Here is a 14,590-nt window from a genome sequence, read left to right on the forward strand (position 1 = left end):
TGCTTCCGGCGGGCGTGGCACCATCGGCGACCATGCGAGTGCTCGTGCAGCGGGTTAGTTCGGCCGCCGTGACGGTCGACGGCGAGGTCGTGGGCGAGATCCGGCCGGACGGCCAAGGTCTGCTGGCGTTGGTCGGGGTGACGCACCACGACGATGCCGCCACGGCGCAGCGCCTCGCCGAGAAGCTCTGGCAGCTGCGCATCCTCGACGACGAGAAGTCCGCCTCCGACATCTCCGCGCCGGTCCTCGTGGTCAGCCAGTTCACCCTGTACGCCAACACCGCTAAGGGTCGGCGCCCGGCGTGGAACGCGGCTGCCCCCCGCGCCGTCGCCGAGCCGGTGGTCACGTCCTTCGCGGATGCGCTGCGCGCACTGGGCGCCCATGTCGAAACCGGGGTGTTCGGCGCCGACATGCGCGTCGAACTCGTCAACGACGGCCCGGTGACGGTGCTGCTCGAGCTCTGAGCTACTGCGTGGGCACCTGGGGTGCGCCCTCGGACGGCTGCACGATGACGAAACCCTGGCCGTGGAACGACACCTGAACCGCCTCACCGGACCCCCGGCCGATCAACGCCCCGGCCTTGAAGCTGGTCTTCAGCTGCGTCTGCAGATGTGCCGACCACGCCACCACCGCATTGGTATCGGCGAACGTCGGAGCCTCGCCCGCGTCGAGCACCACCGGCGGGCCGTCCGTGGTCAACGCCACCCATCCGGTACCGCGCAGCGTGGTGTTGAACAGCCCGCCGGTCGCGATGCTGCCGCCCTTTACCCGCTCGATGTTCCAGTCCAGGCTCGACGAGAACGCCAGCACGTTCTTTCCGCTGATCGACACCCCGGAGTTGTTGAGGTTCAGCAGGTGCACGTCGTAGGCGCGGTCGGCGAGGAAGACGTCGCCCTGGCCCTGGCACCGCATCAACGGCAGCCCTTCGCCGGTGAGCGCCTTCTTGATGAACTTCGAGGCGCCGCCGCCCTCGAACGCGAAGTCGACGTTGCCCTGATACGCCACCATCGAGCCCTGCCGGGCCATGAACGGTTCACCCAGCCGGACGCGCAGCAGCTTGGTGTTCTGGTTCCCGATCGGCTTCGCCTCCTTCTCGCTGAAGCGTCCATCGACCAGATCGCCGGTGATGCCCGCGAAGCCGTCGCCCCCGTGGTGAGCGGGGGCGCTCGCCTGGGCGGCGCCCTGCGGCTGTGCCTGAGATTGATGCTGCGGCCGGTGCTGCGCCTGTTCCTGGGGCGGTCCGCCCAGCGGCGCCCTACCCATCTGGCCCTGGTGGTGCACCTGATCCGTCCAGCGCTGCCCGTCCCACCAGCGGTACTCGTAGCGGCCCTCGGGATCGGGCCGCCAACTTCCATTGCTCGGTGCTGTCATGGCCTCCAAACTATGCGTTCGACTGGCATTCTTGGGCCATGGCAAAGGAAATCGACCGCGTCCGGGCGCAGAGCGCTTTCGCGGTGGTCAAGCAGCATCCCGGGATGGTGTTGTTCGTCGCGTCGCCTGCGCTCATCGCGGTGGGGTTGGTGTGGTGGCTGGTCAGTCCCGCGCTAGCGGTGCTGCTGTTGATCGCCATGGTGGTCGCCGGCGGCGCCGCGCTGCTGCTCAAGCGCGGCTGACCGGCGGTCGGGGCACCGGCCGGACGCCTCGCGACCAGAGTTCGCTGTGGGATGAAACTACGCTCACCAGTGCTGCAACGGTGTAATCATGTAATCATGAGACACATCCACCACGGCCGGCGCCGCCCAGGCGGTTGGCATCAGGCCCAGCAACCCGACGCAGGCGACGCGGCCGACTGGTTCGTCGGTCGCCTCCCGGACGGCTGGTTCGACGGCGACCCCACCGTCGTCGTCGACCGCGAAGAGATCACGGTCATCGGCCGACTTCCCGAGTCCGAGGGCGAGGACAACGAGGCGCGGGCGGCAGGCAGGGTGGCGCGATTCCGTGAGGACACCCGCGGCGAGCGCATGCGCATCGCCGACGAGGCCGAGGCCCGCTACGGGCGCAAGGTGGCGTGGGGCGTCCAGGTCGGTGACGACGCCTCGCAACGAACCTTGTTCACCCACTTGGCTGTTCCGGTTATGACGCGGCTGCGTCAACCCGAGCGGCAGGTGCTTGACACGCTGGTCGACGCCGGCGTGGCACGGTCTCGGTCGGACGCGCTGGCTTGGTCGGTGCGGCTGGTCGGCGAGCATGCCGACGAATGGTTGGGCAAGCTGCGCGAGGCGATGCGCAACGTCGACGACCTGCGCGCCGAGGGGCCGCAGCTCTAGTCAGGCCCGCTCGACGCCGACGTACTGCGAACTCAGCGCCGACGTCTGCGACAGCGGATCGACCGGCCCGGCATCGACCAGCAGGTTGCGGTTCTGCCCGTAGGACACCGGGTCGGCACCGCCACGCGGATCGAAAATCCTCGAGCCCCAGCCGTGATCGACGATCACGACGCCGGGCCGCGGGCGATCGCTGAGCGCGGCAGGCAGCTCGATGGCACCGACGGGCGAGAACACCTTGACCAGATCGCCCTGGCCGACGCCGAGGTCCGCCGCGTCGTCGGGGTGGATCACGACCTCGCTGCGCTTACCCGACGGATGCAGGCCAGGCAATTCGTTGAGCCAGGAGTTCATCGAGTGCCGGCTCCGGCGGTTGGCCAATTGGAACGGATAGCCGACCGGCGCTTCCGGGGCCGGTTCGGCCAGCAGTTCGCGAGCGCGGGCGAGAAACTCCGGCGGTGCCGCGTGCACCTTCTTGTCCTCGGTGCGCAGCGCTTCGCGGAAGTGACCGAACTCCCGCGGCCCCAGCACCCAGCCGTGCCGGTGCTCCTTGACCTCACGCCATCTGATCCTGCGGCCGTTGAACTTTCGCCCGGTCGCCACCACCAGGCGGTCTATCCAGTGCGGGCCGAACTCCAGCCCGCGCCTACCGGTCAGGCGCGCCGCCGCACGGGTGGCCTTGATGAAGCCGTTGAGCCCCTTGGCCCGAAACATCGGCTTTCCCATCGCGATTGCGAGATCGGTGAAGATCTGCCACTCCTGCCGCGCGCCCGGCGGCGGTTCGACGGCCTTGGCGCCGTAGTGCAGGTACGGCTCGTCGTGCATGTTGCTGGTGAACGCCAGCAGGTCGTCGCGCTCGAGCCAGTGCGTCGCGGGCAGCAGCCAGTGCGCGTGGCGGTGGCTTTCGCGCTGGACGAAGTCGATCGCCACCAGCAGATCGAGTTGCGCCAGCGCCGCGTCCAGCCGGGCGCCGTCCGGTCCGGAGACGACCGGGTTGCCGCAGTTGATCAGCATCGCCCTGATCTGCCCGCGTCCGGGGGTGGTGATCTCGTCGGGCAACTCGCTGATCGCATGCGCGCCGGCGATCATCTCCCGGCCCAGCAGCCGGCTGTGGTGCGGCCGGGCCTTGACCATGGCCGACATCCGGATGGCGTCGACATAGCCGGGTTCGTAGCGGCGGCCGCCCGGCCGGTCCATCCGGCCGGTGATGACGTTGAGGACGTGGCCCAGCCATTCGGCGACCGTGCCCGCCAGGTGCAACGACACGCCGGTTCTGGTGACCACCATCGCCCTGCGGGCGGCGGCGAAGTCACGCGCCACCTGCTCGATCCGAGCCCGGGGGAGATCGCACCGCCCGGCCAGGTCGTCGAGGTCCGCCTCGGCGACCAGGGCGCGCAGATCGCCCACGCCCGTGGCGAGTTCGGCGCAGTCATGTTGATGCTCCAGGCCTTCGTCGAGCACCACCTTGACCATCGCCAGCAGCAGCGCCCAGTCTTGGCCCGGCCGCACCGCGAGGTGGATGTCGGCCTTGTCGGCGGACTCGGTGCGCAGCGGGTCGACGACGACGATCGTGGCGCCCTGCTTCTGGCGGTCCAACGCCCGCCGCCACCCGCCGGGCACGGTTTCCAGCCAATTCCACGCGCTCACCGCCGGATTCGTTCCGACCAGCAGGAAGTAGTCGCAGTTGTCGACGTCGGAGACGGGTGCCATCAAGATAGACCCGTACATCTTCTGCGCCACGACGTGCATCGCGTTCTGGTCGACCGAGCCGACGAAGTAGCGGCTGTGCGTGCCGATCGCGTCGAGCCAGCCGTTCATGAAGATGATGTTCGACGACGAGAAGCCGGACGGGTTGCCGTAGTAGACGCCGACCGCATCCGGGCCGCCCGCCTCGATCGCGGCGGTCATCCTCGCGGCGATGTCGGAGATGGCCTCCTCCCACGTCGCTTCTACGTAGGTGTCGCCCACGCGCCGCATCGGGTTCAGGATCCGCCGTGGGTGCTCGACGAGTTGGTTGGCGGTGCGCCCCTTGGCGCAGAAATCCTGCCAGGTGTGCGGGTTCTGCTTGTCGGGCGCGATCTTGGTGACACGGTTGCCGTCGACCGTCACCTCCAATCCGCAGCAGGCCAGGCAGTACCTGCAGAAGGTGTAGACCGTATCGCTCATCACGGTGAGCGTACGGCGTCAGGCCTGTGTCATAGCCCAATAAGCGCCACGCTTAGCGAGCAGCTCGGCGTGGCTGCCGCGCTCGACGATCCGGCCGGCCTGCATCACCAGGATGACGTCGGCGTCGCGGATGGTCGAGAGCCGATGAGCGATGATGAAACTCGTTCGGTCGCGGCGCAACTCGGCCATCGCCTGGGAGATCAGCAACTCGGTGCGCGTGTCGACCGAGCTGGTGGCCTCGTCGAGGATCAGTAGCCGCGGCCGGGCCAGCACCGCGCGGGCGATCGTGATCAGCTGCTTCTCGCCCGCGCTGATCCGCCCGCCGTCGTCGCTGATGCTGGTCTGGTACCCGTCGGGCAGCATGTGCACGAAGCGGTCGACGTAGGCCGCCTTGGCGGCCGCGATGACGTCGTCTTCGCTCGCATCGGGCCTGCCGTAGGCGATGTTGTCGTAGATGGTGCCGCCGAACAGCCACGTGTCCTGCAGCACCATGCCGATTCCCGACCGAAGCGACTGCCTGCTCACCGACGAGATGTCCACGTCGTCGACGAGGATCCGGCCGGAGTCGACCTCGTAAAACCGCATCAGCAGGTTCACCAGCGTCGTCTTGCCCGCCCCGGTTGGTCCGACGATCGCCACCGTGCTGCCGGGTTCGGCGACCAGCGACAGATTCTCGACGACCGGTGTGCCGGGGGAGTAGCTGAACGTGACGTCGTCGAACCCGACCCGAGCGGGCGACCCGATACGCGGACGCACCCTGTACTCGGGCGACGCGGCCGCCGGATCGGGCGTCTGCTCCTCGGCGTCGAGCAGATCGAACACTCGCTCGGCGCTGGCCACGCCGGACTGCAGCGTGTTGTACATGCCCGCCACCTGGGTCAGCGGTTGGTTGAACTGGCGGACGTACTGGATGAACGCCTGAATGCCGCCCAGCGTGATCTGGCCGGTAGCCACCTGCAGGCCCCCGACCACGGCCACCGCGACATAGCTCAGGTTGCCGATGAACGTGGTGCTCGGGCCGACGAGCCCGGAGAAGAACTGCGCGCCGAAGCTGGCGTCGTAGACGTCGTCGTTGTACTCGCCGAACCGCTTCTGGGCGGCAGCGCGGTGGCCGAAGGTCTTGACGATGGTGAAGCCGCTGTAGGTCTCCTCGATGTGGGCGTTGAGCCGGCCGGTGTTGGCCCACTGCGCGACGAACAGGCCCTGTGACCGCTTGGCGATCGCCTTCGTCGCCCACAGCGACAACGGCACCGTGACCACCGTCAGCAGGGTCAGCAACGGTGAAATCGTCAGCATCATCACCAGCACTGCCAGCACGGTGAGCACCGAGGTCATCAGCTGGCTGATGGTCATCGACAGCGAGGTCTGGATGTTGTCGACGTCGTTGGTGACGCGGCTGAGCACCTCGCCGCGCTGCCGGGAGTCGAAGTAGGACAACGGCATCCGGTGCACTTTGTCCTCGACGTCGGAGCGCAGTGTCACCATGGTGCGCTGCACCGCGACATTGAGCAGCCGGGCCTGCAGCCACACCATCAACGCCGCCACCAGATACAGGAACAGCGCCAGCAGCAGGGTGCGGGCGACGGCGCCGAAATCGACGCCTCGGCCCGGGACCACGTCCATGCCCGAGAGCAGGTCGGCGAATGTCGTGTCGCCGCGGGCGCGGGCGGCCTCGATCGCCTGCTCCTTGGTCAGATTCGCGGGTAGTTGCCTGCCGACCACCCCGTTGAACAACAGGTTGGTGGCGTGGCCGAGGATCAGCGGGCCGACGACGCCGACCGCGATACCGCCGACGCCCAGCAGGATCACCGCCGCGGTGAGGCCCCGTTGCGGCGTCAGCCGCTTCACCAGTCGGACCGCTGATCCGGTGAAGTCACGCGACCGTTCCGTGGGTGCCTGCACCATGCCGCGGATCGGCCGCGCCATCGGCGCGGTCATGAGGTGCCACCGACGCTCGCGCCGAGCGACTGCGACGCCGCGAACTCGGCATACTCGGGGCAGTCCGCCAGCAGCGACTCGTGAGTGCCTGCGCCGACGATGCGGCCGTCCTCCACGACGAGGATCTGATCGGCCTGGGCCACCGTCGAGATGCGTTGCGACACAATCACGACCGTCGAGTCGGCAGAGACCTCTCGCAGCGCAGACCGGACCCTTGCGTCGGTGTGCACGTCGAGCGCGGAGAACGCGTCGTCGAACAGGTACACCGCGGGTCTGCGGATCACCGCCCGCGCGATCGCCAACCGTTGCCGCTGACCGCCGGAGAAGTTGGCGCCGCCCTGAGCGACGCGCATCAGCAGTCCGTCGGTGTGCGCGCGCACGAAGTCGTCGGCGGCGGCCACACGCAGCGCCTGCCACATCTCGTCTTCGGACGCCACACGTCCCGGGGTCGCGCCGAACTGCAGGTTGTCAGCCACGGTCCCGGAGAACAGGTAGCCACGCTGGGGAACCACACCGATCGCCGACCACAGATCTTCGGGGTCGTAGTCCCGTACGTCGACGTCGTCGATGCGCACCGAACCCGAAGTCGCGTCGTACATTCGGCAGATCAGCGCCACCAGTGTCGACTTGCCCGAACCGGTGGACCCGACCACGGCCGTGGTGGTCCCCGGCCGCGCGGTCAGCGAAACATCCTGCAGCACCGGCTGTTCGGCACCCGGATAGCAGTACGTCGCGTTCACCAGCCGGATCTCTCCGCGGATCGAGGACGGCCGCACCGGGTGTTGCGGGCTGGTGATCTTCGCCTCGGTGGCGAGCACCTCGCCGATGCGGTCGGCCGACACCGACGCGCGCGGGATGATGACGAGGATGAACGTCGCCAGCAACACGGCCATCAGGATCTGCATGAAGTAGGACAGGAACGCGATGAGCGCGCCGACCTCCATCTGGCCGGCGTCGATGCGCAACCCGCCGAACCAGATCAACGCGACGCTGGAGACGTTGATGACCAGCGTGGTGGTGGGCAACATCAGCGCCTGCCACCGGCCCGCCTCCAACGCGGTGTCGGCCAGCGCCCGGTTGGCCTCGGCGAAGCGGTTGCGCTCGAACGGTTCCCGGGCGAACGCGCGGACGACCCGCAGCCCCGACAACTGCTCGCGCATCACTCGGTTGATGCCGTCGACCAGGCGCTGCATTCGCCGGAAGATCGGCAGCAGGTGCCGCACGATCCAGTAGTTGGCCAGCGCCAGGACGGGCACGCTGACCAGCAGCAGCCACGACAACCCGGCGTTGAGGTGGACGGCCATCAGGATGCCGCCGACCGACATGATCGGCGCGGTGATCAGCATCGTGCACGTCAGTTGCACCAGCAGCTGGATCTGCTGCACGTCGTTGGTGGTGCGGGTCAGCAGCGACGGGGCGCCGAAGCGTGCCGTCTCCTCGGCCGAGAAGCCGGTCACGTGGTGGAACATCGCCGAGCGCAGGTCGCGACCGAATCCCATGCCCGCGCGCGAACCGAAGTACACCGCACCGACCGCACACACCACCTGCAGCGCGGTGACGGCCAGCATGACACCGCCCAACTCGACGATCCGCCGCAGGTTGCCGGTCGCGACCCCGTCGTCGATGATCGCCGCGTTCACGGTCGGCAGGTACAGCGAGGCGAGCGTGCTGATGACCTGGAAGACGGCGACGGTCGCCAGCAGCCCTCGGTATGGCCGCGCATACTGTCGCAGCAGCGCCCACAGCATCCCGCTACTGTCGCACATCGCTTCCGGGCACCCACGCCGCACAGCGCCTGAGAGTCGGCTGAGTCCGCAGGTCAACCGGCATGTCGGTGGTTGACCGTCTGACCTGTCGCTACAGTGCATGGCGTGACCCACAGCACGCGCGCGACACGCTGCCTCGCCGTTGCGGCCGCAGCTGTCATCTCGCTGGTCACCGCATGCTCGGACTCCGAGCCCACGGGTCCGCAGGTGCCGCAGGACACGTCCGCGCCCCAGCAGGACGTCGCGCACGGCCCCTTCTTCCCCCAGTGCGGTGGTGTCAGCGACGAGGAGATCACCAAGCAGACCCGGGTACCGGGGCTGGTCAACACCGCCAAGACCTCGGTGGGCTGTCAGTGGCTGGCCGGCGGCAGCATCCTGGGCCCGCACTTCTCGTTCACCTGGTTCCGTGGCAGCCCGATCGGCCGCGAGCGCAAGACGATGGAACTGTCGCGCACCGCGGTCGAGGACATCAACATCGAAGGTCACGACGGGTTCATCGGCTACACCGAGGACCCGACGGCGGGGGTCAACCTGTGTGAGGTCGGCATCCAGTTCGACGACGACTTCATCGAGTGGTCGATCAGCTACGGCGCGCCGCCGTTCCCGGACCCCTGCGACGTCGCCAAGGAATTGACCCGCCAATCGATTGTGAACTCCGAATGAGAAGCGTGTCGCCGCGTCGGCCGGCCGCGGGCATCGCCGCCGTGCTCGCCGCCCTCGCCGTCCTGACGGGTTGCACCCAGACCGTCGAGGGCACCGCGGCCAGGGCCGGGTCGGGCGACGTTCCCCGGAACAACGAATCCGAGCGCGAATACCCGAACCTGCTCAAGGAGTGCGACGTCCTGACGGAGGACATCCTGGCCGAGACCGTCGGCGCCGATCCGCTGGACATCCAGAGCACCTTCGTCGGCGCCGTGTGCCGCTGGCAGGCGGCCAACCCGGCGGGCCTGGTCGACATCACCCGGTTCTGGTTCGAGCTGGGCGATCTCGACCACGAGCGCCAGGTCGCCGAGCGGCTCGGGTACCAGATCGAGGACAAGCGCGTGGCGGGCATCCAGTCGTTCGTGATGCGCCCGAACGACCCGAACGGCGCCTGTGGGGTGGCCAGTGACGCCGCCGGCGTCGTCGGCTGGTGGGTCAACCCGCAGTCGCCCGGCATCGATGCCTGCGGGATGGCGCTCAAGCTGATGGAGCTGACGCTGGCCACCCGCGCCTAACGGGGCACGTGGAAGGTGACCAGGGCGGCGCCGTCGAGCGCCAGCTGGTCCCACCGGCCGCCGATGCGTAGCACCGCGATGGCCGAAGTCGGAAACTTCACCGAGATATGTTCGGCTGCAGCGGAATTACTGCTCTCGGCGGCGCACAGGCCGAGGGCGACCGCGGACATCGCGGGTTCGTGGCCGATCACCAGCAGCGTCTGCACGTCGGTGTCGAAGCGTGACTGCGCGCCGTTGATCACGTCGATCACGGTGCCCGGTGTCGCGTCGTAGAGCCGGTCTAGGTAGTCGACCGGCGCCGCGATGCGGGTGCGGGCCAGGGTCTCGCGTGTCCTGGCGGCCGTCGAGCACAGGACGGCGTCGACGCTCGGCGCGTTCGTCCTGAGCCAGTCACCGGCCAGCCCCGCCTCGCGCACCCCCCTTGGTGCCAACGGCCGATCGTGGTCGAGGACCCCCGGCGGGTAGTCCGACTTGGCGTGCCGGAGCAGCAGCAGGGTGCGGTACGGGGCACTCATTCGATCAACGGTAGGGCATGCCGCGCGACGTCCCGGGACTTGTCGGGGCCCGGTCCTACACTCGCGGTGCCCGGCAATCGAACAAACCCAGGGGAGGGGGCGAGATGCGATTCGTGCACACCGCCGATTGGCAACTCGGCATGACCCGCTACTTCCTCAACGGCGAGGCCCAGCCGCGGTATTCGGCCGCGCGGCGGGACGCCGTCGCCGGTCTCGGGCGGCTCGCCGCCGACGTGGGCGCCGAGTTCGTGGTCGTTGCCGGCGACGTCTTCGAGCACAACCAGTTGGCCCCGCGCGACGTCGGCCAGTCGCTGGAGGCCATGCGCGCGATCGGCGTTCCGGTGTACCTGCTGCCGGGCAATCACGACCCGCTCGACGCCTCGTCGGTCTACACCAGCGCGCTGTTCACCGCGGAGTGCCCCGACAACGTCACGGTGCTCGACCGTGCCGGTGTCCACGAGGTCCGGCCCAGCCTGCATCTGGTGGCCGCCTCGTGGACGTCCAAGGCGCCGGCGTCGGACCCGGTCGCAGGCGTGCTGGAGGACCTGCCCGCCGACGGCACGGCCCGCATCGTCGTCGGTCACGGCGCGGTCGACATCCACGTGCCGGACAAGGACCGGCCGTCACTGATCCGCCTCGCCGCGCTCGAGGCCGCCATAGAGCGCGGCGCGGTGCACTATGTGGCCCTGGGAGACAAGCACTCTCGTATGCAGGTCGGCACCACCGGCCGGATCTGGTACTCCGGGTCTCCCGAAGTCACCAACTACGACGACATCGAGACCGATCCGGGCCACGTGCTGGTCGTCGACGTCGACGAGGACGACCCCGCCCACCATGTGCGGGTCGCACCGCAGAAGGTGGGGCGGTGGCGGTTCGTCACGCTGCGCCGCGGGGTCGACGACAACCGCGACATCGCCGACCTCGACATCAACCTCGACCAGATGCCGGACAAGGAACGCACGGTGGTGCGCATCGCGCTGACCGGATCGCTCACCGTCACCGACAAGGCCGCGCTCGACGCCTGCCTCGACAAGTATCACCGTCTGTTCGCCGCGATGAGCCTGTGGGAGAAGCAGACCGAGATCGCGGTGCTTCCGGCCGACGGAGAGTTCGACGACCTGGGCATCGGCGGTTTCGCGGCCTCGGCGGTCGACGAGTTGGTCACGGCCGCCCGCACCGGCGGTGCCGACGCCGAGGACGCACGCGCCGCGCTGGCCCTGCTGCTGCGGCTCGCGGATCGGGGCGTGGCGTGAAGCTACACCGATTGGCACTGAGCAACTATCGCGGCATCAGCCACCGCGAGATCGTCTTCCCGGACCGCGGCGTCGTGGTGGTCTGCGGCGCCAACGAGGTCGGCAAGTCGTCGATGATCGAGGCGCTCGACCTGTTGCTGGAGGCCAAGGACCGGTCTACGAAGAAGGAAGTCAAAGAGGTCAAGCCGACGCATGCCGATGTCGGCGCCGAAGTCACGGCCGAAATATCGACGGGGCCATATCGTTTCGTGTACCGAAAGCGGTTTCACAAGCGCTGCGAGACGGAGCTGACGGTCCTGGCGCCGCGACGTGAACAGTTCACCGGTGACGAAGCGCACGAGCGGGTCAACGCGATGCTCGCCGAGACGGTCGACACCGATCTGTGGCAGGCGCAACGGGTGCTGCAGTCGGCGTCCACCGCCGCAGTGGACCTGTCCGGGTGTGACGCGCTGTCGCGCGCGCTGGACGTCGCCGCCGGCGAGGCGGTCGCCGTATCGGGTACCGAGCCGCTGCTGATCGACCGCGTCGAGGCCGAGTACGGCCGGTACTTCACCCGCACCGGCCGGCCGACAGGGGAGTGGCTGGCGGCCGTCAAGCGGCTGCAGGCCGCCGAGGAGCGAGTGGCCGCCGCGGCCGCCGCCGTTGCTGAGGTCGACGACGCGGTGCGCAGGCACGCGGTGCTCACCGGCGAACTCGCCCGTTTGGCCCCCGAGCGCGCCGACGCGTCGAGAAAGCTGGCCGCCGCACGGGAGGCCGCCGACGCGGTGGCGGAACTGACCCGCCAGCTCAAGGAGGCTCGGCTGGTCGCCGATGCCGCGCAGGCCAACCATGACGCGTCGCGTGCCGCGATCGAGGAGCGGGGCAAGCTGCGCGCCGACATCGAGCAGCGGGCTGCCGCGATCGCCGTACTCGAGGTGTCGGTGGCGACGGCCGCAGAGGACCTGGAGACCGCAGCCGAGGTGCGGCAGGACGCCGACGCCACTGCCGAGCAGGCGCGAGAAGCGTTGGCGGCGAGTCAGGCCCGGGGCGAGGCCGCCCGTCGCGCGGTACAGGAGCTGACCGACCGTGACGAGGCGGACCGGATCGCTGCGAGGCTGGCCACGATCGACGCCGCGCAGCGCGAACGCGACGGCGTCGAAGCGGACCTCGCATCGATCATGCTCTCCGACGAGGCCATGCGGGCGATCGAGGAGGCCAAGGCGGCGGTCGACATCGCCACGGCGCAGGTGGAGTCGGCGTCCGCACAGATCGAGTTGGTCGCGCTGGCCCAGGTTCAGCTCCGCGTCGACGGCGAGACGGTCACCCTGAGCACGGGCCAGTCATGGTCGACGAGTGTGAGCGCCGAAACCGACATCGAGGTGCCCGGCGTGCTGACCGCACGCCTGGTGCCCGGATCGCCTGCTTCGCAGACACGCGCACGACATGATGCCGCGCAGCAGGTGTTGGCCTCAGCGCTGGCCGACGCCGGCGTCGGCGACCTGGCGGCGGCGCGGGCCACCGACCTGCGACGCCAACAGCTGCTCGCGACCCGGGACCGGGCCTGCGCCACGTACCGGGCCCTTGTCGCCGACGAGTCGCCCGACCAGTTGCGGGTTCGCCTGGCCGCACTGCGCGAGCGTCAACCCGGCCACGCCGATCTGTTCGACGTCGACATCGCCGCGGCCCGCGCCGAACTCGAGGCCGCATCGGCTGCGCAGAAAGAGGTGTACGCCGACTGCGAGATGCGCCGCAAGGTCGCCGTCGCCGCCGCTGAACAACTGGGCGACAAGCAGGTCCGGGTCACCGTGCTGCGGGACAAGCTGGCCACCGCGCAGACCGAGCTCGGCAACTCCCGTCGGCGCCTGGACGAACAGCGCTCAGCGATCGCCGACGAGGCGCTGGCCGGCAGAGCGCAGGCGCACGCGGAGGAAGCTCGGCGGGCCGCCGAACTGGTCGCCGAACTCAGCGCGGAGGTCGCTCAGACGGCTCCGGACGCCGTCGCGGCCGCGATGGCCGAGGCGCAACATCAGGCCGATGCCCTGACTGCGGCTCACGACGAAGTGGCGGGCGCGTTGCGGGACCTGAGCGCACAGCTGAAGGTGTACGGCACCCAGGGACGCAAGGGGCAACTGGACGAGGCGGAGACCGAACGCGAGCATGCCGTGGCCGAACACATTCGGGTGCAGCGTCGAGCGCGCGCTGCCGAGCTGCTGCGGTCGGTGATCGAGCGGCACCGGGACGCGACCCGGCAGCGCTACGTCGACCCGTTCCGTGGTGAGTTGGAGCGCCTGGGGCGGTTGGTGTTCGGCGACAGCTTCGAAGTCGAGGTGGACAGCGAGCTACGCGTCTGCAGCCGCACGCTTGCTGGCCGCACCGTGCCCTACGAGTCGCTGTCCGGCGGCGCCAAGGAGCAACTGGGCATCGTGGCACGGTTGGCGGGCGCGGCGCTGGTGGCCGAGGAGGACACTGTCCCGGTGATCATCGACGACGCGTTGGGCTTCACCGACGCCGACCGGCTGGTCAAGATGGGTGCGGTGTTCAACGCGGTCGGCGGTGACGGGCAGGTGATCGTGCTGACGTGCAGCCCCGATCGCTATGCCGCGGTGGACGGCGCTCACCACATCGAGCTCAACAACTGAGGGCGGCAATCTCCACCGATCTCCGGGTGACCCTGTCATAGTGGGTCTAGGGGACATCGAGGTGAGCATCAGCGAAACCCACGGGACGACCGGACGCGATCTCTGGCCGCCGGTGGTGCTGCTGCTCCTGGCCGGTGTCGGCTGGTGGTGGTCGGTGGCCAGCGCCGGCGACATGGGCGCCGATGACGCGATGGCCGGCGCTATGGCCGATGCAATGCCGATGGACTCCCAACCGACCATGTCGTTCGTCGCCTTCCTGGTCGCATGGGTGGCGATGATGGCGGCGATGATGTTCCCTGCGGTGGTGCCGGTGGTCCGGCTCTACCGCCAGGCCGCGGCGAGGGGTAACGCCGCCCCGACGGCGTTCTTCGTCGGTGGCTACCTCGCGTTGTGGACTGTTGTCGGGGTTCCGGCGTACGTCGCCTGGCGTCGGCTCGAGGAGCCCCTGATGACCGGCAGCCCGTGGGCGGGCAGGGTCGCCGGGGCGGTCGCGGTGGCCGCGGGGCTGTATCAACTGACACCGCTCAAGACGGTGTGTCTGCGGCACTGCCGATCACCGATGTCGTTCTTCCTGCGACACGGCAGGCGCCTCGACCGTCCCACCGGTGCCTTTGTCGCCGGCGGCCGTCACGGAGTGTTCTGCGTGGGCTGCTGCTGGCTGCTCATGGCGCTGCTGGTGGCCTTCGGCGCAATGCATCTGGCGTGGATGCTGGTGTTCGCGGTGCTGATCCTCGTGGAGAAGACCGCCCCGTTCGGTGAGCAGTTCGCCCGCGCGACGGGAGTCGCGCTGCTGGCCCTGGGTGCCGCGTTGTTGGTGCAACCGGAACTCATTACCCATCTCCTCTGATCGAAA

General features: G+C 69.1%; 13 protein-coding genes. 8 read left to right on the plus strand and 5 right to left on the minus strand.

Going from position 1 to position 14,590, the window contains the following annotated elements:
• Positions 1 to 32 precede the first annotated feature (32 nt).
• Positions 33 to 464 carry a D-aminoacyl-tRNA deacylase gene (gene dtd / locus K3G64_RS15185; protein WP_238950697.1) on the plus strand — a complete coding sequence of 144 codons (432 nt, stop codon included), beginning with the start codon at positions 33 to 35 and terminating at the stop codon, positions 462 to 464.
• Position 465: 1 nt separating this feature from the next.
• On the opposite strand, the gene K3G64_RS15190 is transcribed toward dtd, so the two are convergent.
• Positions 466 to 1,371, minus strand: a complete 906-nt coding sequence (locus K3G64_RS15190; protein ID WP_238885437.1) for an AIM24 family protein — start codon at positions 1,369 to 1,371, stop codon at positions 466 to 468.
• A gap of 38 nt (positions 1,372 to 1,409) precedes the next feature.
• Here K3G64_RS15190 and K3G64_RS15195 point away from each other — a divergent pair, with 38 nt between their 5' ends.
• Together K3G64_RS15195 and K3G64_RS15200 are read left to right on the plus strand one after the other, a co-directional pair.
• Positions 1,410 to 1,613, plus strand: coding sequence for a hypothetical protein (locus tag K3G64_RS15195; protein ID WP_238885439.1), 204 nt, complete (start codon positions 1,410 to 1,412; stop codon positions 1,611 to 1,613).
• A gap of 96 nt (positions 1,614 to 1,709) precedes the next feature.
• On the plus strand, positions 1,710 to 2,267 hold the full coding sequence (locus tag K3G64_RS15200; RefSeq protein ID WP_238885441.1) for a hypothetical protein: 558 nt from the start codon (positions 1,710 to 1,712) through the stop codon (positions 2,265 to 2,267).
• Here K3G64_RS15200 and K3G64_RS15205 read toward each other — a convergent pair whose 3' ends face one another.
• The 3 genes from K3G64_RS15205 to K3G64_RS15215 are packed head-to-tail and all read right to left on the minus strand — an operon-like array spanning position 2,268 to position 8,116.
• Positions 2,268 to 4,430 carry a molybdopterin-containing oxidoreductase family protein gene (locus K3G64_RS15205; protein ID WP_238885443.1) on the minus strand — a complete coding sequence of 721 codons (2,163 nt, stop codon included), beginning with the start codon at positions 4,428 to 4,430 and terminating at the stop codon, positions 2,268 to 2,270. It lies immediately after the preceding gene.
• A gap of 18 nt (positions 4,431 to 4,448) precedes the next feature.
• Entirely contained in the window at positions 4,449 to 6,368 is a 1,920-nt protein-coding gene (locus tag K3G64_RS15210; protein WP_238885445.1) for an ABC transporter ATP-binding protein, read from the minus strand.
• Positions 6,365 to 8,116 carry an ABC transporter ATP-binding protein gene (locus K3G64_RS15215; RefSeq protein WP_238950699.1) on the minus strand — a complete coding sequence of 584 codons (1,752 nt, stop codon included), beginning with the start codon at positions 8,114 to 8,116 and terminating at the stop codon, positions 6,365 to 6,367. The genes K3G64_RS15210 and K3G64_RS15215 overlap by 4 nt, the downstream gene beginning before the upstream one ends.
• A 114-nt stretch (positions 8,117 to 8,230) precedes the next feature.
• On the opposite strand from K3G64_RS15215, the gene K3G64_RS15220 reads away from it, so the two are divergent.
• A complete protein-coding gene (locus K3G64_RS15220) occupies positions 8,231 to 8,797 on the plus strand; it encodes a DUF3558 domain-containing protein (protein WP_370646951.1) in 567 nt (188 codons plus the stop codon).
• A complete protein-coding gene (locus tag K3G64_RS15225) occupies positions 8,794 to 9,351 on the plus strand; it encodes a DUF3558 domain-containing protein (RefSeq protein WP_238885447.1) in 558 nt (185 codons plus the stop codon). The genes K3G64_RS15220 and K3G64_RS15225 overlap by 4 nt, the downstream gene beginning before the upstream one ends.
• Here the strand turns inward: K3G64_RS15225 and K3G64_RS15230 are convergent.
• Positions 9,348 to 9,866 carry a SixA phosphatase family protein gene (locus K3G64_RS15230; RefSeq protein ID WP_238885448.1) on the minus strand — a complete coding sequence of 173 codons (519 nt, stop codon included), beginning with the start codon at positions 9,864 to 9,866 and terminating at the stop codon, positions 9,348 to 9,350. The genes K3G64_RS15225 and K3G64_RS15230 overlap by 4 nt on opposite strands.
• A 104-nt stretch (positions 9,867 to 9,970) precedes the next feature.
• Between K3G64_RS15230 and K3G64_RS15235 the strand changes: the two genes are divergently transcribed.
• The 3 genes from K3G64_RS15235 to K3G64_RS15245 all read left to right on the plus strand — a co-directional run bounded on the left by K3G64_RS15235 (position 9,971) and on the right by K3G64_RS15245 (position 14,584).
• Positions 9,971 to 11,119, plus strand: coding sequence for a metallophosphoesterase family protein (locus tag K3G64_RS15235; protein WP_238885449.1), 1,149 nt, complete (start codon positions 9,971 to 9,973; stop codon positions 11,117 to 11,119).
• Positions 11,116 to 13,737 carry an AAA family ATPase gene (locus K3G64_RS15240; protein ID WP_238885450.1) on the plus strand — a complete coding sequence of 874 codons (2,622 nt, stop codon included), beginning with the start codon at positions 11,116 to 11,118 and terminating at the stop codon, positions 13,735 to 13,737. Before K3G64_RS15235 ends, K3G64_RS15240 begins: the two co-directional genes overlap by 4 nt.
• A 61-nt stretch (positions 13,738 to 13,798) precedes the next feature.
• Positions 13,799 to 14,584, plus strand: a complete 786-nt coding sequence (locus K3G64_RS15245) for a DUF2182 domain-containing protein (RefSeq protein ID WP_238885451.1) — start codon at positions 13,799 to 13,801, stop codon at positions 14,582 to 14,584.
• Positions 14,585 to 14,590: the final 6 nt, after the last annotated feature.

Source organism: Mycobacterium sp. IDR2000157661 (assembly GCF_022317005.1).
Classification (GTDB): domain Bacteria; phylum Actinomycetota; class Actinomycetes; order Mycobacteriales; family Mycobacteriaceae; genus Mycobacterium.